We start from the raw sequence: 26,623 nt of genomic DNA on the forward strand, positions 1-26,623 counted from the left end.
CTAACTGTTGGTTAATTATAGACGTGGATATTTCAAGTATGGCTAAAAAACCCTCCTCAGATTACAAGACAAACCCACCGCGCGATCAGCAAATGGAAGGCTTAAAACTTCCGCCGCACTCTATCGAAGCGGAACAGTCTGTATTGGGGGGACTGATGTTAGACAACGAACGCTGGGACACTGTTTCCGAGCGTGTCACGTCAGCGGACTTTTTTAGTCGTCCTCATCGCACTATCTTTGCGCAGATGCAAATCTTGCTAGAGCAGGGCAAACCCATTGACTTGATCACCCTGTCAGAATCCCTTGAACAGCAAGGAGAATTGGACAGCGTCGGAGGCTTTGCTTACTTAGCGGAATTATCAAAAAATACCCCAAGTGCGGCGAACATCAACGCTTATGCGGACATCGTCCGTGAACGCGCCATTGTGCGCGATATGATCTCCGTCGCCAATGATATTGCTGATGCTGGGTATGACCCACAAGGTCGCAGTAGCGAAGATTTACTCGATTTCGCAGAAACCAAAGTTTTCCAAATCGCAGAATCTCGCGCGAATAAAGATGAAGGTCCGAAAGGGATTGAAGCGATTTTGTCGGAAACCGTTGAGAAAATCGAACAGCTTTATCAGCAGCCTCATGATGGTGTCACCGGTGTTTCCACGGGCTATCAAGATTTAGATAAGAAAACCGCAGGGTTACAAGGCTCAGATTTAATTATTGTTGCCGCGCGTCCATCCATGGGTAAAACCACTTTTGCGATGAACTTGTGTGAAAACGCCGCGATGACTGAAGAAAAACCAGTACTTATCTTCAGTTTGGAGATGCCCGGCAACCAGATCATGATGCGTATGCTCGCGTCACTGTCTCGCGTAGACCAAACCCGTATTCGTACGGGGCAGCTTGATGATGAGGATTGGGCACGAATTTCGAGCACCATGGGCATATTGATGGAAAAACGCAATATGTACATTGATGACTCATCGGGGTTAACGCCAACAGAAGTCCGTTCTCGTGCTCGCCGAATTTATCGCGAACACGGCGGGTTAAGCCTGATTATGATCGACTACCTTCAGTTAATGCGTGTGCCAGCGTTATCCGATAACCGTACATTGGAAATCGCTGAAATTTCTCGTTCTCTCAAGGCATTAGCGAAAGAATTAAACGTGCCGGTGGTGGCACTTTCCCAGTTAAACCGTAGCTTGGAGCAACGAGCAGACAAACGCCCAGTCAACTCCGACTTACGTGAGTCAGGCTCCATCGAGCAAGATGCCGACTTAATCATGTTTATCTATCGTGACGAGGTCTATCACGATAACAGCGACCTCAAAGGGGTCGCAGAAATTATTTTAGGTAAGCAGCGTAATGGTCCGATAGGGACGGTGAGGCTGACGTTTAATGGGCAGTGGTCGAGGTTTGATAATTATGCGGGGCCAGCCTACGATGACGAATAACCTAATCTCGTCATATTTTGAGCTGTAGCTGTGTTGGTTGCTCTCAGCCACCCTAGTCACATACTTGTGTATGCTCCTAGGGATGGCTTCGTTTACCGCCTTGCTACAGTTCAAACTATTTAGAGATTGGTAAGCCTCGTCATACTTCACAGTGCGAATTATTTAGAGGTTGATAAGCTCGTCATATTTTGAGCTTATAGAAAATTGAAGATTGAAGACTAAATAAATTAAATTTTAAAATGAATAATTAAGAGGAAGAAATGAAAGCGGCAACCGCATTAATAAACCGCCGCGCTCTGCGACACAACCTGCAACGCGTGAGAGAATTGGCGCCGAATAGCCGTCTGATTGCAGTTGTTAAAGCAAACGCTTATGGTCATGGATTAATTGGAGTTGGTACCGAAATTCAAGGAATTGTCGACGGTTTTGGGGTGGCGCGTTTAAATGAAGCTTTGCTACTTCGACATCAAGGCGTGACAAAACCCATTGTTTTATTAGAAGGTTTCTTCGAAAAATCCGATTTGCAGCTGATGGTGGAATATAACATCGATACGGTGATCCACTGCATCGAACAACTGGAAATGCTGGAAAATGCCCTGCTCGCCAAAAAAATCAAAGTGTGGATGAAACTCGATACTGGCATGCATCGCCTTGGCGTACTTCCTCAGCATGCGGAAAGTTTTTACCAACGTCTTCAAAGCTGTAGCAACGTTGATTTACCTATCAACATTGTTAGCCACTTCTGTCAGGCAGATGCGCCTGAACTCCCAACCACCAAAAAACAAATCGAATGCTTCCAACAGTTTGTCTCTGATAAACCGGGTGAAAAATCCATCGCGGCATCCGCAGGGATCCTCTTATGGCCAGAAGCTCATTATGACTGGGTTCGCCCCGGTATTATGATGTATGGCGCCTCACCGCAAGAAGGCAAAAGCGCTGCAAGCTTCGGTTTATTACCCGTCATGACCTTAAAATCCAGCCTGATTGCCGTGAGAGAGCATTCGGCCGGGCAGTGTGTTGGCTACGGCGAAACATGGTGCAGTGAACGCAATACCCGCCTTGGGGTAGTAGCGATTGGGTATGGAGATGGTTACCCGCGTAATGTGCCATCAGGAACACCAGTTCTAGTAAATGGACGAAAAGTGCCGATTATTGGGCGAATTTCCATGGATATGACCGTCGTGGATTTAGGGCCAGATGCCACTGATAAAGTGGGAGATGATGTCATTTTATGGGGAAATGCTCTGCCAGTGGAAGAAATTGCCACACAAACAGGCATCATTAACTATGAGCTTTTGACGAAATTGACCTCACGAGTCGCAATGGAATATGTAGACGAATAGATTTTAAAGGGTTATTTTCACAAGACAAAAGTAATAAAGAAAACCTACAAGTAGGAGATATCCTGTGTACCAACATGTTGATGCTTATCCGGGCGACCCAATTTTATCGCTGATGGATGAATTTAATAAAGATACTCGTGAAGGCAAAATTAACCTGAGTATTGGTCTTTATTATGATGCAGAGGGGAAAACCCCTGAGCTGGAAACCGTCGGCACAGCGAAAGCTGCACTGAGACAACTTCCGGCAAGTGCATCGCTTTATCTGCCAATGGAAGGTTTGAAAGATTACCGTACTGAATTACAAAAATTGGTGTTCGGTGAAGATTGCCCGCTAATTGCTCAAGAGCGTATTGCTACTGTACAAACCATCGGTGGTTCTGGCGCACTGAAAATCGGGGCTGATTTTTTACACCATTATTTCCCAAATTCAGAAGTCTGGTGCAGTAACCCAACATGGGAAAACCACGCCTCTATCTTCTCTGGCGCGGGCACGAAAGTGCATTACTACCCTTATTTCGATGAAAAAACTAAAGGGGTTAAATTCGATGAAATGCTGGAAACTTTCAAAAAGTTACCGGAAAACAGTATCATCTTAATGCACCCTTGCTGCCATAACCCAACAGGCTCCGATTTAACGCCAGCTCAGTGGGATGAAGTGACGAAAGTGGCACTTGAACACAAATTGATCCCATTCTTAGATATCGCGTATCAAGGTTTTGCAGAAGGTATCGATGAAGATGCTTATGCAATTCGCGCGATGGTGAAAGCGGGTCTGCCAGTATTCGTCAGCAATTCATTCTCGAAAATTTTTGGTATTTACGGTGAGCGTGCAGGTGGTTTATCTGTTATCTGTAAAGATAAAGATGAGCGCGACCGCGTGTTGGGGCAATTGAAAGCGGGCGTGCGTCGTCTGTATTCAAGCCCACCGTCGAACGGTGCAAAAATTGTTGCGGCAGTACTGACTGATAGCCAACAAAAAGCCAAATGGCTGGACGAAGTGGAAGAGATGCGTCTGCGTATTTTAGATATGCGTACCGTCTTGGTGGATGAGCTGAAAAAAGCGCTACCAAACAATAACTTCGACCACCTGTTAAAACAGCGCGGTATGTTCAGCTACACTGGTTTTTCTCAACAACAAGTTGACCGTCTGAAAGATGAGTTTGCGGTTTATTTAGTTGGAACAGGTCGTGTGTGTATGGCAGGTGTAAACCGTCATAACGTGAAGCGTATCGTGGAAGCGTTCGCGGCAGTTAGCCAGTAATAGCGAGTAACAGGGCAGTTAGTTAGTCATAAACTGTTATATAAGCATTAAAAAGGGGAACTGAGTTCCCCTTTTTCTATTTTGATTGACGGTTTTTACTCAGACTATTTTAATAGCCTCGAGCTAAAATCGGTTTTAAGAAACGCGCAGTATGGGATTTTTTACATTCAGCCACTTGCTCTGGGGTACCTGAAATTAAAATCTCACCGCCACCGCTACCACCTTCAGGACCTAAGTCAACAATCCAGTCTGCTGTTTTGATCACATCCAAGTTATGCTCGATGACCACGATGGTATTGCCTTGATCACGTAACTGATGCAGGACGACTAATAGCTGTTGGATATCTGCAAAATGCAGACCTGTTGTTGGCTCATCCAAGATATAAATGGTTTGCCCCGTTCCTCGTTTGGATAATTCGCGAGCCAATTTCACACGCTGGGCTTCACCACCTGACAAGGTCGTCGCAGATTGGCCTAAACGAATATAGGAGAGACCCACATCCATCAGAGTTTGCAGCTTACGTGCTAGCGCAGGCACGGCATCAAAGAATTCACGGGACTCTTCGATGGTCATATCCAACACTTCATGAATGCTTTTGCCTTTGTATTTGATCTCTAAGGTTTCGCGGTTATAACGCTTGCCTTTACATTGATCACACGGCACATACACATCAGGCAGGAAGTGCATTTCGACTTTAATTACCCCATCCCCTTGGCAGGCTTCACAACGTCCACCTTTTACGTTAAAGCTGAAACGACCAGGGTTATAGCCGCGAGTTCTTGATTCAGGTACACCCGCAAACAGCTCACGAATTGGCGTAAATATGCCCGTGTAAGTGGCTGGGTTCGAACGTGGAGTACGTCCAATAGGGCTTTGGTCGATATCGATCACTTTATCGAAATGCTCTAAACCTTCGACATTGGTATACGGCGCAGGGTTAATCACCGTTGCCCCATTTAACTGGCGCTGAGCAATTGGGAATAGTGTATCGTTGATGAGTGTGGATTTACCGGAACCAGAAACCCCTGTAATACACGTAAATAAGCCAACAGGAATATTCAGGGTGACATTCTTCAGGTTGTTGCCTGTTGCGCCAGAGACCGTCAGCACTTTGTCTTTATTAAATGGAACACGGGTTTGCGGGATATCAATCTTGCGCTCGCCACTTAAGAATTTACCCGTTAAAGATTCTGGGTTAGCAACAATATCTTCCAGTGTGCCTTGTGCCACAATTTGTCCACCGTGAACACCGGCTCCTGGGCCAATATCAATCACATGGTCGGCTGCGCGGATCGCATCTTCATCATGTTCAACCACAATTACGGTGTTCCCTAAGTTGCGTAGGTGAATCAGGGTTTCCAGTAATCGATCATTATCGCGCTGGTGGAGGCCGATAGACGGTTCATCCAGCACGTACATCACACCAACCAGACCTGCACCAATTTGGCTTGCTAGACGAATACGTTGTGCCTCACCACCGGATAAGGTTTCTGCGGAGCGTGAAAGGCTTAGGTAATTAAGCCCCACATTCACTAAGAACTTCAGACGGTCGCTGATCTCTTTCAGGATTTTTTCAGCAATCTTGGCACGTTGTCCACTGAGTTTTAAGTTTTGGAAAAACTCCATCGCATGACCGATGCTGTAATCCGCAATTTCAGGCAGCGTGGTATTTTCCACAAACACAAAGCGAGCTTCTTTACGCAGACGGGTTCCAGAGCAAGTCACACAAGGGCGGTTGCTAATATATTTTGCTAACTCTTCGCGCACCGCGGTAGATTCCGTTTCTTTATAACGGCGTTCCATATTGTTAAGCACACCTTCGAACGGGTGGTGGCGTACGGTAACATCTCCGCGATCATTACGGTATTTGAATTCAATGGTTTCTTTGCCAGAACCATACAAAATGACTTTTTGAATGGCAGGGCTGAGTGAGTCATAGGGAGCTTCAACATCAAATTTATAGTGTTCTCCCAGTGACATTAACATCTGAAAATAATAAAAATTACGACGATCCCAGCCACGGATAGCCCCACCCGCAAGGGAAATTTCGGGACTTTGAATCACGCGCTCAGGGTCAAAAAACTGCTGAACCCCTAAGCCGTCACAGCTTGGGCAAGCCCCAGCGGGGTTGTTGAATGAGAACAGTCGCGGTTCTAACTCCATCATGCTATAGCCACAAACGGGGCACGCAAAGTTAGCAGAGAACACCAATTCTTCGGCTTTTGGATCATCCATATCGGCGACAACAGCGGTGCCGCCAGATAGCTCTAGTGCTGTTTCAAAGGATTCAGCAAGACGCTGGGCGATATCATCACGCACTTTGAAACGGTCAACCACCACTTCAATGGTATGTTTTTTCTGTAATTCGAGTTTTGGCGGGTCGGATAAATCACAAACTTCACCATCAATACGGGCGCGAATATACCCTTGGCTCGCTAAGTTATCGAGTAACTTAACGTGTTCACCTTTACGCTCCTTCACGACCGGAGCTAGCAGCATCATACGGCGATCGGTCGGCTGTGCGAGGACGTTATCCACCATCTGGCTGACGGTTTGTGCCGCAAGCGGAATATCATGATCAGGGCAACGAGGTTCACCCACACGGGCAAACAATAGACGCAGGTAATCATGGATTTCGGTGATAGTCCCGACCGTTGAACGCGGGTTATGGGAAGTGGATTTTTGTTCAATGGAGATAGCAGGGGACAGCCCTTCAATATGGTCAACATCCGGCTTTTCCATTAAAGAAAGGAATTGACGAGCATACGCGGATAGTGACTCAACATAACGGCGCTGACCTTCGGCATAAAGTGTATCAAAGGCAAGGGAAGATTTTCCTGAACCAGATAGCCCTGTAATAACTATCAGCTTGTCTCGGGGGATGATGAGATTGATATTTTTTAGGTTATGAGTGCGTGCGCCGCGGACTTCGATATTCTCCATTTACCACTTCCCGAATGAATTGATAGTGAACAAAAATGAACTTGGTAGTCTTAATTAACGAGCCAGTATTAATAAACGATTTAGTATTGCACAAAATTTGCTGAATGGATATACAGTATATGCGCTCTTTATATTTCATTCCATAGGGGGCAGATGGCAACTTATCTGTGACGCCAATAATTAGCGTCTATACTAAAAATCAGTAATGCAGATTTCACTTAAATTTGGAAAGCGCTTCGCAACTTATCATCAAGCAATCTCAATTTATGGTGCAATACAGATAGGTCGTGGTAAACTTCACGGTCAGTCCAGAGATTAAAAATTCAATGCATCAGGAGTAATAAATGGCCACCAGAGGCGTAAATAAAGTAATTCTTATCGGTAACTTAGGACAAGATCCAGAAATCCGTTATATGCCTAACGGCGGAGCTGTCGCTAACCTGACTCTGGCAACTTCTGAAAGTTGGCGTGACAAGCAAACCGGTGAAATGCGCGAAAAAACCGAATGGCACCGTGTGGTGATTTTCGGCAAATTAGCCGAAGTTGCCGGTGAATACCTGAAAAAAGGTTCGCAAGTTTATATCGAAGGTTCACTGCAAACCCGTAAATGGCAAGACCAAAGCGGTCAAGATCGTTACACCACCGAAGTTGTGGTGAATATCGGCGGTTCAATGCAGATGCTTGGTGGTCGCGGCGGTGATGCCCCATCACAAGGTCAAAGCGGCGGTCAAGGCGGTTGGGGTCAACCACAACAGCCACAAGCAGCACAACAATTCAGTGGCGGCGGCGCAGCACCTGCTCCTGCGCGTTCACCAGCACCACAAACTAATGAACCACCAATGGATTTTGATGACGATATCCCGTTCTAACGGTTACTTGAGATCTGGTTTTGTTAAGTTTTATTATTTAAATTAAATATAACAAAGGGTTGAGATAAAAGTTTACAGTGAGTCTTGTAGCTTCTGTAAACTTTTTTTTATGCTAGTTTTTGTTGTTAGGGGCTACCTTGAGAATTTGTTAATTTTTTAGTGGACTTAAGGACAGAATGAAGACAAAAGTATTTCAAATGGCGAGTGGAGAAAGCTACTCAATTCTTTTTGGTGAGGATGGTATGCCATTGCCTTACCATACTTGAGCAATTCCATACTTGGTTGTACAACGCCACCCAGCATGGAATTACGATTGAGCAACTAAACGAACCATTGGAAACTAAACAAGAAAAATGAGTGCTTAATGAGCAAAGTAGCTACGGAACTCCATGGTTCGCAAGCTGATGAAAGTTTAGCTAAAAAAGAAATACAGTCTGCCACGGATGTGGCAGCAATCAGCCGTGGTGCAAAACTAAATAGAACAGAAGTTCTAAGCATGTAGTGAATTAGTCTGAATGAAATCTGTCAACTTCGTCACCTCGGAACTTATCAATAAAAATCAGAAATGATCTATGCTAGCTACCGTTCAATACACATTTAAATTGCATTCACCTTCAGGGGTTTTCGTGCTATATTCGACTGGTTAAAGTGCATTGGCATGAAGGCGGTAACGGCATCTGCTTGACCTATAGCGTAGAAACATCATCGCCAATAAGCATAGAGTTAGAAGCATGTATACTTGGAAGTTCAAATCTTCCTGAAACAACAACCATCCGTAAGGATGAAATAACAGTTCTGAAAACACCAATTAAGAGGAATAAGCCTATGAATAATAGCCTGAAAACCAAAATATTGCGTTGGGTTAAGGCGACCGTTATTGCTGTTTCAATGGGGTTATCTGGTTCACCCAGCCTTCAACCCAATGCACTTTAATTTACCTCAGTTAAACTAGTTCTTCGATTCATCTTATCTATTTAGTTCAGCTCATCTCTGATTCAATCTGTTCCGTGTTATGATGCTTTTGTCCAGATATGTGCTAGAGCCGATCACTGCAAACACATCCTTGGCCCAAAACACGCATTACGGTAAAGGTGTCACCTTTGGCTTGGCGTTTCTGCCTTACTATAATTTATGGTTTCGCAACAGAAAAACTGATACCGTGCAATCATTTTATGGTAGATATAACAATCTGAATTTGCTATAAATGAGCTGGGGCTACCGCCTACTGCCAACAACAAATGCAACAATTACAGCTTGTAAATGGTTTGCAAGAGTTGTCAGTGACTATCACTGTCGCAGATATGCGAGGTGGCTAACATGAAACCGAAAGTTGTCAATGTTAGAAAATATCAACGCTATCGCCTAGGAAAATGGGAGGATGTTTGTCAACATCTTCGTTCACTCCCTAGACGATAAGTGTCATCGGTAGCCCCACCAAGCTTCAATTAAGCAGGCTCTGCTTCTGCGTCAACCTTAGTTGTGCTTTCAATCCCCATCATGCTGTTGTAGTGTTCTTCGAAACCAGTTTCTACAAATATCTGTTTGAATTTTTCAATGTACCTTTCAGCATTGATTCTTTCAAAGTCTATTAGGTTAATCGAATCAGAGTGAGACTCTCTATTTATGTACCTAAACAAAGGCTTAAAATCTGATTCTGTTTGGCCTAATTGCTCCAATGTTTGCTTTAGCGACTCTTTCTTATGAACAAAATTGAAGTAGTGCTCCAGTATATTTCTCATCGCGTTGGGTAGCATGTGTGCGTAGCTTGGGTTAGAACTGCTGTCTTTGACGACTTGCCAATACATTTGGTAATCATTTTGAAGTTCATCCCTCTTTAAATCATAAACGAGGCTAAACTGCGATTTGGCAACTCTATACAGTTTATATCCAGCAGGGCATTTGTTAGATGCGTTCTTGAGCATTAATAACTCGTGGAAAAAGAATAGGTTATGCGTCAGTAGGAAGACTTGTTTGAAGTTTTCGCTAAATACTTTGTGATGTATCAGGGCTGCAATATCATAGACGTAGTTGTGTGACAAGCTAGAAATAGGATCATCAATTACAACGATTCGGTTGTTTAGCAAAACAGGAGATGATTCATTTGTTGAACCTGAAGCACACTCTAGGAAGTAAAGAAAGCTAATGAGTGTTTTTTCTCCTTCACTAAGGGTGTTATATACGTCAACACTTTCACCTGTAGGGCGGGCAATTTTGTAACGTTGCTGATCGTTTGCTGCTTTAACAATTTTAAAACTGTGTATACCTAGCTCAACCAGTTGTTGATTGATATTGTTTATCGACGAATCAATGTTAGTTATTTTTTTCTGGTTTTCAGTGATGATATTTCTTTGAGCAATCTTTTGACTACAAAACAGCTCGATTTCATCGGATAGTTTTTTTATTTCAGCTTGAAGGTCGTTAACCTTTTCATCTGAAGCTGCGATGAGAGCGCTAAACTGCTCATTCAGGATCACCCAAAACTCCGAAGCTATTCTATCCAAATGGCTTTGCTTGTTTCTGACCCTATCGTTGAATAGATCTATATCTCTTTGTATTTCGGATATTGCAGTATTAACATCTGCCACTAGAGTGCTCGTATCGGTAAGCGTAACCACCGTACTCGGGTTGCTGATTTTAAGATCAATTTGAGACAAGTTGGCTGATAACTTTTCAAGCAGTAGATCTCTCTTATCTACGAAGCCATATGTAACTATATCATCTTCAAAAGCGTATACTGGAGCCGATAGTTTGCTCTTAATATCCTCAACTAAAGCTTTGTAGCTGCTAGATAACCTTTCTATCTGGCTGACTTTTTGGGAGTATGTCTCGTCAAATAGTTGATTGATCGCTTCAGTAATCGATGAGCTTAACTCTTGCTGGCAAAAAGGACACGGATTATCGGGTTTCATATATTCCAGACCTGATTTTACCCAGTCAGAATTGCCCAGTTTTTCGACTAAGTCGGATAGATATGAATCCTTAGATCCCACGATAATTTGAGTTAAAATCGGAGCATTTTCAAAGCTACTGACATCAAGGCTAATCTTGGGTAAGCTTGGACGTAGACTACCGTCTTGCCCTATTAACTCACGAGCCTCTTTTTGCAGAGATTCAATTGTAGATGTGACACTTCCACTACTTGATCTGACCTTGTTCAGAAAGCCAACTTTGTTTCTCCGTAATCCTTCTAGACAAAAATCTAGTGCGCCATTTTCATATATGGTTTTTGCTTTCCAGACAGATTCCTTTAATGAAGTCTCTTCATTTTCTATGTCACTTTGCTTGCGACGTATCTTTGTTTTGGAAACCTCGATGCTTTGGTGTAGGCGAGCTGTTTTCTCTGTTGCTTCTTCAATTGCTTGTTCGGCTTCTTTGTTTTCTTCGCTCAGAGTGAATACACCCTGAAAGTCAGGAATTTCATAGAAGTTGCTACGTATAAACTCTTGATTGTAAATCAAGATATCTTCAACCAACTCACTAGGTTGAATGGAACAGTTTCGATATTCGGGTAATTCAGGAGAATGTAAAAATTTACCTATTGTAGACTTACCAGAACCATTTAAACCATAGAACAGGTTTATCTTCTTGTTGTCAGTTTGAATAACCACTGGCGAAGTCGGTGAGTAACTAGCTACACCTTTTAGTGTTATGGTGTTAATCATTTTTTAGCTCTTGTACAATTTAGTGGATAGTTGCAGTCAATTGCATTCTCATGCTTCCCACCTAGAAAAGCAGTGACGTAGATCAGTTCCTATGACTTTGGGCACTTACACTAAGATGATCGCTGTACTTAATCTAATCCATAACTTACTAATTAAGTAAATTGTGTAGCTCACTTTTGCCCCATTATTGGTTAGAATAGTCATCTCTTTTTACCTAATTTACTTGCCATTTGACCAATTTTTGTTTATGCATGGATGTGTCTACAGAGTCGAGGAGCAAACCCGCCCCCTTTTCCATTTCAATAGGCATTGAACGCTACTTTTGATAATCCTAGATATATGTTTAGAGAAACAAGTGTGGTTACTCATACACGATTAGAATGGTATCATCGCATACAAGATAGCTTGATGTGTTTGTGTAAAGTTTTGTGTACAGAATTCATTGACAATAATGAGCTTATTGTGTGCTTTGATAAAGTGATGTGAATTGGTGACTATTCAGAGAGTTTCGTTGAATCTTCTACTCAATATATGAGACTAACAGCAGTAATAATACTGGCGTATAAACTCAAATATTAGCTATAGTTACATTATTTGCTGTTCAGCTAATAACTAATTAATACCTAATGATTAGTTATCCTATCCATTCTAATTTTTACATTAGAAAATCAAAATCATCGATTAAAGCCCTTAGTATTAAGGGCTTTAATTTTTTATGAGCAATTTCAGTTCAAATTATCACAACTCAACAACATTCTGTGACATGCCTCTCATTTGAAATCCACAACCAAGAAAAACGAAAAAAAGGGTTGTGAAGGTTAGGATTTTATGGTTTCTTAGATGCAGCAAACACAAAAATGAAAAATCAGACAAACTTTAGCTAAACAGGAAATTCATTAAACATGGATTTTAGCTAAACCAGACAGAATTAAATTACAGGAAACTCCCGTGAAAATGACTGCTAACCGTTCAAACCTACTACTTACCGCGCCACTAGCCGCGGTAGTCGTGCGTGTGGTGGTGGTCGTGGGCTTAGCGCCGTAACGGGAACAAATCACGCGATTTAGAAACCCCGCCGGCGCAAACCGAGCGGGGTTTTTTTATGACCTAAAACTCGGATCCGCAGGTTAGTGAAGGAATAAAAAATTATGAGCGAGTCGGGCACAACATCAGCACAAAAAACCTGTTTTACAGGCGCAGAATTAATCGTCCATTTGTTGGAAAAACATGGTATTACCATCGTTTCTGGTATTCCAGGCGGGGCAGCATTGCCATTCTATGATGCACTGGGGCAGAGCAAAAAAATTCGCCACATACTGGCGCGTCACGAGCAAGGTGCGGGTTTTATTGCGCAGGGAATTGCGCGTAGCACAGGCAAAGCGGCGGTGTGTATTTCCTCGAGCGGTCCCGGTGCCACTAACTTAGTGACGGCCATTGCAGATGCTAAGCTGGATTCAATTCCACTGGTATGCATCACTGCACAGGTGCCATCTTCGATGATTGGTACCGATGCGTTTCAGGAAGTGGATACTTACGGCATTTCAATTCCGATTACGAAACACAACTATTTGGTACGCAGCATTGAAGACCTGCCTCGCGTTATCTGCGAAGCATTCCGTATCGCTGAATCTGGGCGTCCAGGACCTGTTTGGATTGATATTCCAAAAGATGTACAGACAGCAACCATTGAATTAGATGCGCTGCCAGAGGTTTTACCGAAAGATAAAACCCCAAGTTTCGATATGGAAAAAGTGATCCAAGCGGCAGAAATGATCAACCGTGCGAAGCGTCCAATACTCTATTTTGGTGGTGGGGTGATTAGCTCAGATTCAACAGCGACGGCTATCGCTTTTGCAGAGAAAGCCTCTTTACCAACGACAATGACCTTGATGGCGTTGGGGACTATTCCAATGCGTCACCCGCTGTATTTGGGTATGTTGGGTATGCATGCGGCGCGTAGTACTAATATGGCCATGGAAGAGTCTGATTTGCTGATTGTTATCGGTGCTCGCTTTGATGACCGTGCCATTGGTAAAGCGGAAAAATTCTGCCCTAATGCCAAAATTATTCACGTTGATATCGATAAAGCGGAAATCAGTAAAATCAAACGTCCAGACATTGCTATCCATGCGGATGCGGGACAGATTTTGGAATTGTTGCTGCCATTAGTTGAGCGCAATGATCGTCAAGAGTGGGTTCAACAAGTTAATGATCTGAAAAATAATTATTCATTAAATTTAACCAATGCGGATGATCCATTAGATCATTATGGTTTGGTATTAGCCACCGCACGAGCCGCAGGGGAAGAGGCGATTGTTACGACGGACGTTGGGCAACACCAAATGTGGGCGGCGCAAGCTTATCCATTATCACGCCCTCGCCAGTGGTTAACATCGGGTGGTTTGGGCACCATGGGCTTTGGTTTACCCGCCGCAATCGGTGCGGCGTTGGCTCACCCAGATAAAACCATCGTTTGTTTCTCAGGTGATGGTAGCTTAATGATGAATATTCAGGAACTGGCGACAGCGGCGGAGCATCAATTAAACATTAAAATCATTTTAATGAACAACCAAGCGCTGGGTATGGTACATCAGCAGCAAGACTTGTTTTTTGAGAATCGTATCTTTGCAGCGGCTTACCCGTATCAAACGGATTTTATTAAAATTGCCTCTGGGTTTGGTTTCCAAACTTGCGATTTAAATAATGAAGCTGACCCTGAAATGGCGCTGGAAGCGATTATGAACACCAAAGGACCTTGCTTAATTCATGCCTTGATTGATGTTAATCAGAAGGTATATCCAATGGTTCCTCCTGGTGCCGCTAATATTGATATGATCGGAGCGTAATTATGGTATTTGAACATCACCCAATCGCCTTAGAATTAATTGTTCGCAACCATCCGGGCGTCATGTCACATATTTGTGGGTTGTTTGCACGTCGAGCATTTAACGTGGATGGCATCCTATGTATGCCAATTAAAGATAGGGACGAAAGTAAAATTTGGTTATTAGTTCAGAAAGATGAGCGTTTATCGCAGATGGTTAACCAAGTTGAAAAACTGGAAGACGTCCGTGAAGTTCGCTTTAGCGATGATTTGCGTGTATTTGAAACCATGCAGGATTATTTGCAGTAATTCTGAGTAATAGGTCAGCCTACAAGAATGATGGGTTGGCCTATTAAACCCCATCGCTTAAATGTGAATAGGTCATCACGACGGTGGCGTGCACATCCCCCTCAATACATAAGTAAGCGTGAGGAAAGTCTCCGCTGAAAGCGTAAAAATCCCCTGCTTCAAGAACGACATTTTGCTCATCTTCTAAGCGCAGCATTAGGGAGCCCGCGTGTACCATAATGTGTTCATGGGTGCCAACCATATGCGCTGGGCTGTTAATAATTGCGCCTCTTTTCATACTGAGTTGCCAAATTTCAGAGACGTTTCCCATGTTGATACGAAATTTAAATTGCTCTAAATAATCGCCTTCGAGTCGTGTGGCTTTCACTAAATAGGGATAAGATTCATTTTGGCGTGTAAATAAGTCACTGAGCGGAAAACGTAGCGCCGCGGCGATGGATTCTAAGGTGTCGATGCGCGGGTTTGAATCCCCTGATTCCAACTTAGAAAGGGCGGCTTTAGAGATCCCTGATAAGTGAGAAAGCTCACTCAGAGAAAGGTTTCTCGCCTGACGTAGCAGACGTACTTTCTGACCAATTTTTATATTTATTTTATTTTCCACGACACTGTCTTCCACAATATTGCTTTTATAAATTCTCATTTCTGCTGTCAATTCTAACATCTTAAATATGAAATGTCAGAAACCCAATATTATGGAAATAATATTTTGCTGAATGTAAATAAATGGAAAAATAATCTGAAATTACTTTTTAAATATACTGTTATAAAAATAAGGTTTGTTGTTTTTTCAGTATGTTATTTTATTGAATAAATTCATGATATAATTTAATTTTCATTATTCTAATTGCTGAGTATTTAACAGTATTTTATTTTAAAAAGATAATATTTTTTCGGAGTTTATATCTGACAATTAATCCTAATTGAGCAGATTAATACAAAAATGACCCCTGCTAATTCGAGTTTTCAACATTTTCGACGTTCCGCTTCTTTTGCTATTTTTACAATTACAACCAGTATCGCCGTTATCGGTATCGTGATTGGTCTCAGCATCCCTATGGTAGCGTTGCGACTGAATAATTTTGGTGTGAGTGAGTTGTACATTGGCATTATCTCCGCGGCTCCCGCCTTGGGGATGTTCTTGATTGCCCCAGTGGTACAGCGCATTGTGAAGTGGTGTGGAAAGCGTAAAGCGATGTTAATCGCGACGGTGATCTCCGCCATTAGCTTACTGCCACTATTAAGTTCTCTACCTCTATGGCTACTTTTCCCTTTGCGGTTAATTACGGGACTCGCTAGCGGAGTGATGATTTGTTTGGGGGAAACGTGGATCAACGAGTTATCCCCTGAAAACAAACGAGGGCGTATATTGGCGATTTATACAACAGTATTTACCGTGAGCCAATTATTAGGTCCATCATTTATTGCCTATTATGGTGTAGAAGATAAATCGCCTCTGTTTATTTGTACCTTAATTCACTTAATTTCTGTGGCTTTATTCCTACTGATGGATCAAAAAGTAGGGGATAGGCTGGCAGAAACGGCGTCAGAATCTAACTTTTCAATTGTTCAATTCGTGAAAGTTGCTCCCGGAATTTGCGCCGGAATTCTATTTTTTGCTTTTTTCGATGGCACTATCTTGTCGATGTTCCCAATTTACGGGATGGGCATGGGGCATACCGAGGCGGTTGCAGCGATGATGATCAGCGCAATTTTGGCGGGGGATGCGATTATGCAGATGCCGTTTGGTTGGTTAGCTGACCATATGAATCGCGAAAAATTGTACCGTATTTGTGGTGTGGTCACGCTGGGGGCGAGTATGCTGCTGCCGTTCTTAATGACTCACACTGACTTTATTTGGATTTTACTGTTTGTGTTGGGAGCGACGGCTGGCGCCATTTACACCATCGCTTTAGTGCAGATTGGTCAATATTTCAGAGGAAATGAGCTGATTATAGCCAACGCGGCAGCGGCAATGTTATGGGGCATTGGTAACCTTTCTGGCCCATTATTGGCAGGGGCTGCAACGGCAATTTCACCGTCTGGTTTACCAATGTTATTGATTGGAATCGCGGGGCTATTTTTATGGTTTACTCGTGAAAAGTATGGTGCTCAAGCCATTGAACAACAAGCTCAGTAACGTCTTTTGGTCGTCCATGTATTAAAAAAATCCCTGAGTTTTGGCTCAGGGATTTTTTATTGGCGACCAACTATTCTATCACTCGATAAACCACTAAATTTTCACGAAACTCATCAGGGCGATGGTTTGACCAAAACAGTTCCATGCCTTCAGGAGCAGGTTGAACGTCTTTGGATAACACAATCAGCCAGCGGCACTGTTGTGGTTTTTCAAATTCCATCTGTCTTTGATGCAAAATACCCGTGTAGTAATAGAGCATTGGTGCTTCTGATTCCCCAAGGTTTTCGGAGGCCATACAGTCACTCGGTGTAAATTGCCCTTCTAAATGATGATGAAGGTCTACAAAAACTCCTTCATAACCTTTTGAATAATCAATCCAACCAACAAATAATGTGAGAATAATGCTCCACACACTCACCATTCCCAGTGACCAGTTTCTTATTGCTTGGAAAGCGCTGTCTGATGAGGAAATAAGACGGTTGCGGAAGAACCAAAAACAGGTAATAAAAATGCCAGCTATTAATGCAAACACAGAAAAATTCATTTGGTAATCAAGAGGTAACCAGCGACCAAAAATAGAGAGCCATTGAGCGTGATGACCAATAAGTACGAGGGCGTAGCAAATCCACAGAAAGAGAATCACCCCAGACCAGAAGAGGGCGGCGAAGCGTGCAAATGCGTTTAAGATTTTCTCTGAAAACCAGCTAAGAGCCTGCACACCGAGGATCGCCATCGGAGCAATAAAGGGCAGTAAATAGAGCGCTCGGCCACTGGCAGACATTTGCAAAAATATCACGCCAAGGACAGGAAATATGGCAATCAAATATTCATTATGATCGCGCAGGCGTTTGAGTGGATGACGTAAAAAATAGGCAGTTGCCAGCAGCCCTGCTGGAAATGCAAAGAATGCGACGGCAGAAGGAATGCGTGTGAAATTGGCTTTAGCCCCTAACTTTTCAACAGAGAATCCAAGAAAGCGGCCAATGTTATTTTCCCAGAACCAAGTCACGAATAGCTCGGGGTGTTGCACATACAGCATAATTGGCCAAGGTAGGATAACAATGAGAGCGACCAAGCCCGCGAATAGTGCAGGTAGCCAAAACTGTTTAGATCGGCACTGAGCGAGAAACGCAGGCGCCAAAAATAGGCTGATCCACAGGACTCCGGGAATAAATACGCCTTTAGATAAGGTGGTGATAATGGTTCCAATGCAGAGCCAGAAGGCGGACGCTGTAATTTTCTGTTGCTGAATTAACCCTAATAAACCATATAACCCGATGGTTGCCCCTGTCATTAATGAAACATCCGTGAACATTTCATGGGTGTGTCGCAATACTCCCGGCACACAAACATACAGAGCAAAAGCTGTCCAAATACGGACATCAGCAAAACTTTCAGATTTAAAAAAGCGGCGAGCTAATAAAATAAAAAATGAAAAATTAATAATAGAAAAAAATAAGCTCGCGCTGCGTGCGGCATCATACAGTGGCATTACACCAGAAAGCAGATGAGAAAAAACTGTCGCCGTCCAATAATAGAGTGGCGGTTTTTCCATGAAAGGTTCGCCAGCATTAGTAGGAACTAGCCAATTTCCAGTTTCATACATGGTTTGAATAATACCGAAACTGTAGTTTTCATCTTGCTTCCATGGACTATGGCCATAAATCCCGGGAAGGAGATAAATCAGTAAAAATACGGCAAAAATTATTAAGGCACTTTTGGGTATTGTTTTAATTGAGGTTGTAATAGTTGACATAATATTTATAGCGAGTGTTAAGTATTATTAAAAAATATATTTATAAAAATAATCACCAGAGAAATGAGTTATTTAATTAGTATCAGAGAATAAATACTTTCATAAACAGATTATTTATTAAAAACTCAATATTAATGGGGATTTTAGCAACACTCTCACACGTGTATTTAAACAAAGGGTATATAAAACGGAATATGACTGGTTTTTATGGAAGATCGTGAAAATACGGCTCAGTTTTTATGGTGAGTGATTAAAAAGTAGCCAGCTATAAAACACTTGATCAACTCCCCCCTTTCGAACGATAATTACGCTCTTCACAATTCGCCTCACTTTGCTCTAAAAGCCAAACGTTTGCGCACTGTCCCTAGAGAGTCATTCTGTTTACCTGTTATCTCGGTTCAGTGAACATTTTTAAAAAGGTAATCGTTTACGTGAGTTTCAGTTTGAGACGATATTCGCTAAGTCACCAAGCAAAAAATGAATCAATGCTTAGAGAAAGCTTAGCAAAAATAGTGATATAGAATTTTCTAAAATTAATAGCAGAGGTATACCATGGCAGGCCAACAGGCTTCATCCAATTGCAAATTGGATTCATATTTTAAGATCACAGCGCGTGGCTCATCAGTGCGCCGCGAAATCATTGCGGGATTAACGACATTCTTAGCGATGGTTTATTCTGTCATCGTCGTGCCGGGTATGTTAGGGCAAGCAGGCTTTCCACCAACTGCCGTGTTTATCGCAACCTGTTTAGTGGCAGGTTTCGGTTCTTTATTAATGGGTTTATGGGCGAATCTGCCAATGGCAATTGGCTGCGCAATCTCATTAACGGCATTTACCGCCTTTAGCTTAGTGTTAGGGCAACACATTAGTATCCCAGTTGCACTGGGTGCCGTGTTCTTAATGGGGTGCTTATTCACCATTATCTCTGTGACTGGTATTCGTAGTTGGATTTTACGTAATATGCCAATGGGTGTGGCTCACGGTACGGGTATTGGTATTGGTCTGTTTTTACTCTTGATTGCAGCGACGGGCGTTGGCTTAGTGGTTAAAAACCCAAATGCAGGCTTACCTGTTGCGCTGGGTGATTTCACTTCATTCCCTGTTTTAATGTCTCTGATTGGTTTAGCGGTGATTTTTGGGTTAGAAAAACGCCGTGTGCCGGGTGGGGTGTTATTAGTCATTATCGCAATTTCGATTATTGGATTGATTTTCGACCCAGCGGTTAAATACCAAGGTTTCTTTAAATTGCCTTCATTCGGTGAAGATGGTTTATCGCTGATGTTTAGTATGGATATCATGGGTGCCCTTCAAGCGGCAGTTTTGCCAAGCGTTCTGGCATTAGTGATGACGGCAGTTTTTGATGCAACGGGGACTATCCGCGCTGTTGCGGGTCAAGCGAACTTGCTGGATAAAGACGGTCAGATTATTGATGGGGGAAAAGCATTAACTGCTGACTCCGTAAGCAGCATTTTTGCAGGGGCTATCGGTGCATCGCCAGCCGCGGTATATATTGAATCCGCAGCAGGAACCGCAGCAGGCGGTCGTACAGGTTTAACCGCCGTAGTTGTTGGTGTTTTATTCTTATTTATCTTGTTCTTATCACCATTGTCTTATCTGGTCCCTGCCTATGCGACGGCACCAGCGCTGATGTATGTGGGGCTGTTGATGCTGAGCAATGTCTCGAAATTGGATTTCGATGATTTTGTGGATTCGATGTCAGGTTTACTGTGCGCGGTATTCATCGTATTAACCTGTAATATCGTCACCGGTATTATGTTAGGTTTCGCATCACTGGTTATCGGGCGTATTTGTGCGGGTGAGTGGCGTAAACTGAACATTGGTAGCGTAATTATCGCGGTTCTGCTGGTAGTGTTTTATGCTGCGGACCTTGCTATCTAAAGGTAATTCTTATGATAGGGCGGCAACTGCTGTCGCCCTTTAACGGATTGTTGCGATTCGTTCTAAAGTTCAAATTTTTTTCCCGTCAAATAGCCTGTTAAGGATAGAATAGTGCTAAGGCGGTAAATGAAGTGAAAATGCCTATTTTCAACCAGTGGCTGCCTTGACTGAAAATCTCATGGTCTGGACGGTGCTATCTCTTACTATGCGGCGGCAGGCAAATTTTGGGTTCTCCCGTTATACTTTAAGCTGCGATATTTAGGGTATGCATTAGTTAATAAGTAAGGGCAACATGGAAATTTTCTTTACTATTCTTATTTTGATCTTGGCTGTCTCTGTTTCTGGTGTGGTGACGAAAGTCATTCCCATCCGTATTCCCCTTCCCCTTATTCAAATCGCTATCGGTGCATTATTAGCGTGGCCTCAGTTTGGGTTACATGTCTCTTTTGACCCTGAACTTTTTATGGTTCTGTTGATTCCACCGCTGTTATTTGTCGATGGTTGGAAAACACCTACCCGTGAATTTTTCCAGAATGGGCGAGAAATTTTCATTCTGGTATTAGTGCTAGTGTTGGTAACCGTTGTCGGGATTGGTTATCTGATTTACTGGCTGATGCCAGGTATTCCGCTTATTGCCGCCTTTGCGTTGGCTGCGGTGCTTTCCCCAACAGATGCGGTGGCATTGTCCTCTATTGTCGGGAAAGGGCGAATACCCAAGCGCATGATGAGCGTACTCGAAGGGGAAGCATTGATGAACGATGCTTCCGGTCTGGTGGCGTTGAAGTTCGCCGTGGCGATTGCCATGGGAACGATGGTCTTCAGCGTATCGGGTGTCACAATCGAATTCTTTAAAGTCGCAGTAGGTGGCCTGTTGGCGGGTATTGCTGTGACTTGGCTATACAGTAAGTCTCTGCGCTTAATGAGCCGCTGGAGTGGGGATGACCCCGCAACGCAAATCGTCTTTATGTTGCTGTTACCATTCGCCTCCTACATGATTGCGGAACATATCGGTTTCTCCGGTATTTTGGCGGCGGTTGCTGCGGGTATGACTATCACCAAATCCGGCGTTATCCGCAATGCGCCTTTGGCGATGCGTTTGCGTGCTGATAGCGTCTGGTCGATGCTAGAGTTTGTCTTTAACGGCTTAGTGTTCATTATGCTCGGTCTGCAATTACCGGGGATTTGGGAAACATCGGTTATTCAAGCGGAACTCGACCCAAGCGTGGAAACCTGGATGCTGTTCGCCGCGGTGGTCATTATCTATTTTGCACTGCTGCTATTACGTTTTTGTTGGCTATGGTTGATGAAGAGATTCAGCCGTTTGTTCCTGAAAAAACGCCCATTACAGTTTGCTAATTATACGGTACGCGAACTGTGGTTAGCGTCGTTTGCCGGAGTTCGCGGGGCGATTACCTTAGCCGGTGTGCTCTCGGTGCCACTGTTTTTAACTGATGGTTCACCATTCCCTGCAAGGTACCAGCTGGTGTTTATCGCCGCAGGGGTGATTTTATTCTCCATTTTTGCGGGCGTTGTGGCGTTACCGCTTCTGCTGCGCAATTTTAAAGTGGGGGATAAAGAGGCAGATATTAACGAGATCCGTATGGCGAAAGCAGCAATGGCAGAAGTGGCGATTGTCAGCTTGAACAAGATGCAAGAGCGTTTATCGGCGGATGTGGAAGAGCAACTAGACTCAGAAGACATCAACGAGGTTGCGACAAGGGTGATTGGTCATTTACGTCGTCGGACGGCAGACCAAGACGAAATGGAGCATAACTTGCAAATTGAAGACCTTGAGCGACGTTTTCGCTTAACGGCGCTACGTGCAGAACGCGGTGAGCTCTATCACTTACGTGCAACACGTAAAATTAGCAATGAAACCTTGCAAAGCTTGCTGGTGGATCTGGATTTATTAGAAGCCGTGCTGATTGAAAAAGAGCATTAAAACGAAAAAACGAGTATTCTACGGGCATTCTTATTTGTTAAATCATTGTGCTTGAGAGTGAACAACAATGTGGTTACTCGTATTCACGACGCTGCTATGGGCAGCGTCTTTTAGTTTAATGGGGGAATACCTCGCGGGGCAGGTGGATAGCTGGTTGTCTGTACTTATCCGCGTGAGTTTAGCTTCTCTGGTATTCCTACCTTTCCTGCGTTGGCGTAACTTCAGCGCCAAAGTGATCTCACTGTATATGCTGGTGGGGGCTTGCCAGCTGGGGATCATGTATTACTTTGTTTTCCAAGCCTATAAATACCTGAGCGTGGCAGAATTTTTGCTATTTACGGTATTAACCCCGCTGTATGTGACATTGATTTACGACCTTTTAGAGCGCCAACGCCTACGTAAAGGCTATCTGTTTAGCTCGATATTAGCCGTGATTGGTGCCGCCATTATTCGTTATGATCACCTCAGCGAATCATTCTGGATTGGATTGATGTTTGTGCAGCTCGCGAACATCTTCTTTGCACTTGGGCAGGTGGGTTATAAGCGTTTAATGGAAGTGTACCCAATCCCCCAGCACCAAGCCTTTTCGTGGTTCTACCTCGGGGCGACGTTGATAGCCTTGATAGGATGGCTGCTGTTTGGTAATAAGGCGATGGTGCCGACAAGCCAAGCTCAATGGATAGTTTTACTATGGCTGGGTGTGGTTGCGTCGGGAATAGGCTATTTTCTGTGGAACTACGGTGCCACAAAAGTGGATGCCGGAACCCTCGCGATAATGAATAACATGATGGTTCCAGCAGGTTTATTAGTGAATTTTGCCATTTGGCAACAACATCCAGATTGGCTCAGTTTTACCATGGGGTCGAGCCTGATAATTGCGTCTCTGTGGGTGCATAAGCGCTGGATCCTCGCACCGACTTCACGTAAGACAAATTCTCCACCGCGTGATCAGTAGCGGTATTGGTAAATGTTTCAATGGCTGGCTGGCGCTGTTCCCCTTCACGACATGCAGCGTACAGTCGGCTCCATAACCCATTACCTAAGGTTTTCGTCTTAATCAAACCTTGCTTTTCAAACGAATCCACCGCCCAGTGTGGCAGTGCTGCAATCCCCATTTTAGCCGCGACCATCTGAATTAAAATCAGCGTATTATCGACGGTTTTGATATTCGGTGAAACACCCGCTGGCTGTAAGAAATGACGCCAGATATCAAAACGTTGACGCTGAACTGGATAAATCATCAATGTCTCTTTAGCTAGATCATGAGGCTCAATTAACGGCTTTTTAGCCAATGGATGGTCATTTGCCACCACCAATTTTACTTCATAATCAAACATCGGCGTGTAGTGTAAATCTTGATCCGCAAGAATATCGGAGGTCATCACGATATCTAATTCCCGCGAAAGTAATTCGGGTTGCGGGTCAAAAGTTACGCCAGATTTGAAATCAACGGTCACTTGCGGCCATGCTTGCCTAAACTGTTGCAATGCAGGTGTCAGCCACTGAATACAGCTGTGACACTCAATCGCGATACGCAGCGTACTGATAGTCGGTTCATTGCAGACACGAATCGCATCTTTCACCATTGGCAAAATACGTTGCGCTAATTGCAGCAGAACTTCCCCTTGAGGTGTGAAATGGATGGGCTGAGTTTTACGAACAAACAGTTTGTAGCCTAAGCGATGCTCTAAATCACTAAATTGGTGAGATAGCGCAGACTGAGTCTGGTGCAGGTGCGTCGCAGTGGCAGCTAATGATCCGTATTGGCTGAGCGCCTGCAACGTTTTTAAATGTTTTAATTCGATCATGAGAAACCTTCAAGTAGACGATGAATAATTTGCGCTTGTGCTTTATACAGTACCTGTTGATTATAGATGTGTAAACATCTAGACGGCTAAATATTTTAAGGGGTCAATATGTCTGTTATAAATCATACACTTGGTTTTCCACGTGTCGGTCTGAAAAGAGAACTCAAACGTGCACAAGAAGATTATTGGGCAGGCAAAATTGACCAATCTGCACTTCTTGAAACGGGTTACCAATTACGTGTTCGTCACTGGGAACAACAAAAAAATGCAGGTGTAGACCTGCTGCCAGTCGGTGACTTTGCGTGGTATGACCAAGTTTTAACTACCAGTTTATTACTAGGAAACGTTCCGCCACGTCATCAAAATGAAGATGGCACTGTCGATTTAGATACCTTATTTCGTGTAGCTCGGGGTCGTGCACCAACAGGCAAGCCAGCGGCGGCGGGAGAAATGACGAAATGGTTTAATACTAACTATCACTATATCGTGCCGGAATTCCAGCAAGGACAACAATTTAAACTATCGTGGAATCAATTGTTTGACGAAGTCGACGAAGCGTTAAAACTCGGTCACAACGTTAAACCTGTCGTCATTGGTCCGATTACCTACCTGTGGTTAGGAAAAGTGAAAGGTCCTGTCTTTGACCGTCTATCCTTACTGAAGGATCTGCTACCTGCTTACCAAGAAATTCTCACTCGACTGGCTGAAAAAGGCGTGGAATGGGTACAAATTGACGAGCCAGCACTGGTACTGGATTTACCTATCGAATGGCAGAACGCTTACCAACAAGCATATCAATCTCTGGCGGGTAAAACTAACTTACTGTTAACGACCTATTTTGACGGTATTAGCCATCACTTGGATGTGATTAAACAACTGCCAGTGCAAGGGCTACATGTGGATGTGGTTGCAGGCAAGGATGATATCGCAGCATTGCATCAAGCGCTCCCTGCGGACTGGGTGCTTTCGCTAGGGTTAATTAACGGGCGTAACGTATGGAAAGGGGATTTAGGCGAGAAATTCCAACAGGTGAAACCGCTGCTAGGAGAGCGAGCTCTGTGGGTAGGTTCATCTTGTTCATTACTGCATAGCCCGATTGATTTAAACGATGAGACGCGTCTGGATGCCGAAGTGAAAAGCTGGTTTGCTTTTGCTCTGCAAAAATGTGAAGAACTGGCGCTATTGACGAAAACACTCAATCAGCCAACGGCAGAAAATATTGCAGCACTCGAAACCTATAGTGCGCCAATTCGTGCTCGCCGTACCTCTTCTCGGGTCAATAATGTGGAAGTTGCTCAGCGTTTAGCGGCAATTAGCGATAAAGATATTGAACGTACTCGCCCCTATGTGGAACGTGCTGAGCTTCAGCGTCAACGCTTTAATCTGCCGTTGTGGCCAACCACGACAATTGGATCTTTCCCGCAAACCAGTGAAATTCGCTCCTTACGCCTTGATTTCAAAAAGGGCAATGTGGACCAACTGAATTACCGCACGAGTATTAGTGAGCACATCAAACAGGCGATTAAGGAGCAGGAGCTATTGGATATTGACGTCCTCGTGCATGGTGAAGCTGAGCGAAACGACATGGTGGAATACTTCGGTGAACACTTCGATGGTTATGTCTTTACGCAAAATGGTTGGGTACAGAGTTACGGTTCTCGCTGCGTGAAGCCCCCGGTGATTATTGGTGACATTAGCCGCCCAGAAGCCATTACCGTAGAGTGGGCTAAGTATGCGCAGTCATTGACGGATAAACCCGTTAAAGGAATGCTGACAGGCCCAGTGACAATCCTGTGTTGGTCATTCCCTCGGGAAGATGTCAGTCGTGAAACGATAGCCAAGCAAATTGCGCTGGCATTACGTGATGAGGTGGATGATTTACAAAAATCAGGTATTGGTATCATTCAGATTGATGAGCCAGCATTACGTGAAGGGCTGCCATTGCGCCGCGATGAATGGAATGACTATCTGACTTGGGCGGTGGATGCCTTTAAATTAAGTGCCGCTATCGCTGATGATGAAACTCAAATTCATACCCATATGTGTTATTGCGAGTTCAATGACATCATGGATTCAATTGCTGCGCTGGATGCCGATGTGATCACCATTGAAACGTCGCGCTCGGATATGGATCTATTAGACGCATTCGAAGATTTTGATTACCCAAATGAAATTGGTCCGGGGGTTTATGATATTCACTCGCCTAACGTCCCAAATGTAGAGTGGATTGTGGCGCTATTACGTAAGGCTGCACAGCGCGTGCCCGTGGAGCGTTTATGGGTGAACCCTGACTGTGGTTTAAAAACCCGTGGATGGGCAGAGACTCGCCAAGCGCTGGCTAACATGGTGGAAGCGGCGAAAAAACTGCGAAATGAGTATCAAAGCTAGTTCAGCAAAAAGCCCACTTTTAAAGTGGGCTTT

The 26,623-nt window shown here is 43.8% G+C and carries 18 protein-coding genes; 13 read left to right on the forward strand and 5 right to left on the reverse strand.

Annotation, left to right across the window (positions count from 1 at the left end; all coding sequences use genetic code 11):
- Positions 1-38 precede the first annotated feature (38 nt).
- The 3 genes from dnaB (at position 39) to LDO51_RS08665 (ending at position 4,052) form a co-directional block, all read left to right on the forward strand.
- The gene (gene dnaB, locus LDO51_RS08655) at positions 39-1,448 is read left to right on the forward strand and encodes a replicative DNA helicase (protein ID WP_036955040.1); all 1,410 of its coding nucleotides are present in this window, start codon (positions 39-41) and stop codon (positions 1,446-1,448) included.
- 260 nt (positions 1,449-1,708) lie between these two features.
- The gene (gene alr, locus LDO51_RS08660; protein WP_225577133.1) at positions 1,709-2,791 is read left to right on the forward strand and encodes an alanine racemase; all 1,083 of its coding nucleotides are present in this window, start codon (positions 1,709-1,711) and stop codon (positions 2,789-2,791) included.
- Positions 2,792-2,855: 64 nt separating this feature from the next.
- Positions 2,856-4,052 (forward strand): aromatic amino acid transaminase, encoded by a 1,197-nt coding sequence (locus LDO51_RS08665; RefSeq protein WP_225577134.1) that lies wholly within the window; start codon positions 2,856-2,858, stop codon positions 4,050-4,052.
- A gap of 109 nt (positions 4,053-4,161) precedes the next feature.
- Here LDO51_RS08665 and uvrA read toward each other — a convergent pair whose 3' ends face one another.
- Positions 4,162-6,996 carry an excinuclease ABC subunit UvrA gene (gene uvrA / locus LDO51_RS08670; protein WP_225577135.1) on the reverse strand — a complete coding sequence of 945 codons (2,835 nt, stop codon included), beginning with the start codon at positions 6,994-6,996 and terminating at the stop codon, positions 4,162-4,164.
- A 344-nt stretch (positions 6,997-7,340) separates the two neighbouring features.
- Between uvrA and LDO51_RS08675 the strand changes: the two genes are divergently transcribed.
- Together LDO51_RS08675 and LDO51_RS08680 are read left to right on the forward strand one after the other, a co-directional pair.
- Positions 7,341-7,865, forward strand: a complete 525-nt coding sequence (locus LDO51_RS08675) for a single-stranded DNA-binding protein (RefSeq protein ID WP_225577136.1) — start codon at positions 7,341-7,343, stop codon at positions 7,863-7,865.
- Positions 7,866-8,229: 364 nt separating this feature from the next.
- Positions 8,230-8,367, forward strand: a complete 138-nt coding sequence (locus LDO51_RS08680) for a hypothetical protein (RefSeq protein ID WP_225577137.1) — start codon at positions 8,230-8,232, stop codon at positions 8,365-8,367.
- A 943-nt stretch (positions 8,368-9,310) separates the two neighbouring features.
- On the opposite strand, the gene LDO51_RS08685 is transcribed toward LDO51_RS08680, so the two are convergent.
- On the reverse strand, positions 9,311-11,527 hold the full coding sequence (locus LDO51_RS08685) for an AAA family ATPase (RefSeq protein ID WP_225577138.1): 2,217 nt from the start codon (positions 11,525-11,527) through the stop codon (positions 9,311-9,313).
- 954 nt (positions 11,528-12,481) lie between these two features.
- Between LDO51_RS08685 and ivbL the strand changes: the two genes are divergently transcribed.
- From ivbL to ilvN, 3 genes are all read left to right on the forward strand, one after another.
- Entirely contained in the window at positions 12,482-12,571 is a 90-nt protein-coding gene (ivbL, locus tag LDO51_RS08690; protein WP_108479355.1) for an ilvB operon leader peptide IvbL, read from the forward strand.
- Positions 12,572-12,675: 104 nt separating this feature from the next.
- The gene (gene ilvB, locus LDO51_RS08695; protein WP_225577139.1) at positions 12,676-14,373 is read left to right on the forward strand and encodes an acetolactate synthase large subunit; all 1,698 of its coding nucleotides are present in this window, start codon (positions 12,676-12,678) and stop codon (positions 14,371-14,373) included.
- Between the two features lie 2 nt (positions 14,374-14,375).
- Positions 14,376-14,660, forward strand: coding sequence for an acetolactate synthase small subunit (gene ilvN / locus LDO51_RS08700; RefSeq protein WP_225577140.1), 285 nt, complete (start codon positions 14,376-14,378; stop codon positions 14,658-14,660).
- A 43-nt stretch (positions 14,661-14,703) separates the two neighbouring features.
- On the opposite strand, the gene LDO51_RS08705 is transcribed toward ilvN, so the two are convergent.
- A complete protein-coding gene (locus LDO51_RS08705) occupies positions 14,704-15,261 on the reverse strand; it encodes a helix-turn-helix domain-containing protein (RefSeq protein WP_225577250.1) in 558 nt (185 codons plus the stop codon).
- A gap of 339 nt (positions 15,262-15,600) precedes the next feature.
- Here LDO51_RS08705 and LDO51_RS08710 point away from each other — a divergent pair, with 339 nt between their 5' ends.
- Positions 15,601-16,797, forward strand: a complete 1,197-nt coding sequence (locus LDO51_RS08710) for an MFS transporter (protein ID WP_225577141.1) — start codon at positions 15,601-15,603, stop codon at positions 16,795-16,797.
- Between the two features lie 70 nt (positions 16,798-16,867).
- On the opposite strand, the gene LDO51_RS08715 is transcribed toward LDO51_RS08710, so the two are convergent.
- Entirely contained in the window at positions 16,868-18,553 is a 1,686-nt protein-coding gene (locus LDO51_RS08715; protein ID WP_225577142.1) for an ArnT family glycosyltransferase, read from the reverse strand.
- Positions 18,554-19,105: 552 nt separating this feature from the next.
- On the opposite strand from LDO51_RS08715, the gene LDO51_RS08720 reads away from it, so the two are divergent.
- The 3 genes from LDO51_RS08720 to LDO51_RS08730 all read left to right on the forward strand — a co-directional run bounded on the left by LDO51_RS08720 (position 19,106) and on the right by LDO51_RS08730 (position 23,349).
- The gene (locus LDO51_RS08720; RefSeq protein WP_225577143.1) at positions 19,106-20,452 is read left to right on the forward strand and encodes an NCS2 family permease; all 1,347 of its coding nucleotides are present in this window, start codon (positions 19,106-19,108) and stop codon (positions 20,450-20,452) included.
- A 292-nt stretch (positions 20,453-20,744) separates the two neighbouring features.
- Positions 20,745-22,394 carry a Na+/H+ antiporter gene (locus LDO51_RS08725; protein WP_225577144.1) on the forward strand — a complete coding sequence of 550 codons (1,650 nt, stop codon included), beginning with the start codon at positions 20,745-20,747 and terminating at the stop codon, positions 22,392-22,394.
- Positions 22,395-22,461: 67 nt separating this feature from the next.
- A complete protein-coding gene (locus tag LDO51_RS08730; RefSeq protein ID WP_225577145.1) occupies positions 22,462-23,349 on the forward strand; it encodes a carboxylate/amino acid/amine transporter in 888 nt (295 codons plus the stop codon).
- Here LDO51_RS08730 and metR read toward each other — a convergent pair.
- Positions 23,246-24,202, reverse strand: coding sequence for an HTH-type transcriptional regulator MetR (gene metR / locus LDO51_RS08735; RefSeq protein ID WP_225577146.1), 957 nt, complete (start codon positions 24,200-24,202; stop codon positions 23,246-23,248). The genes LDO51_RS08730 and metR overlap by 104 nt on opposite strands.
- Positions 24,203-24,310: 108 nt before the next feature.
- Here metR and metE point away from each other — a divergent pair, with 108 nt between their 5' ends.
- Positions 24,311-26,590: a 5-methyltetrahydropteroyltriglutamate--homocysteine S-methyltransferase gene (metE, locus tag LDO51_RS08740; RefSeq protein ID WP_225577147.1), complete on the forward strand. Its 2,280-nt coding sequence runs from the start codon at positions 24,311-24,313 to the stop codon at positions 26,588-26,590.
- The last annotated feature ends 33 nt before the right edge of the window (positions 26,591-26,623 follow it).

The sequence above is a fragment of the Providencia alcalifaciens genome (genome assembly GCF_020271745.1).
Lineage (GTDB): Bacteria > Pseudomonadota > Gammaproteobacteria > Enterobacterales > Enterobacteriaceae > Providencia > Providencia alcalifaciens_B.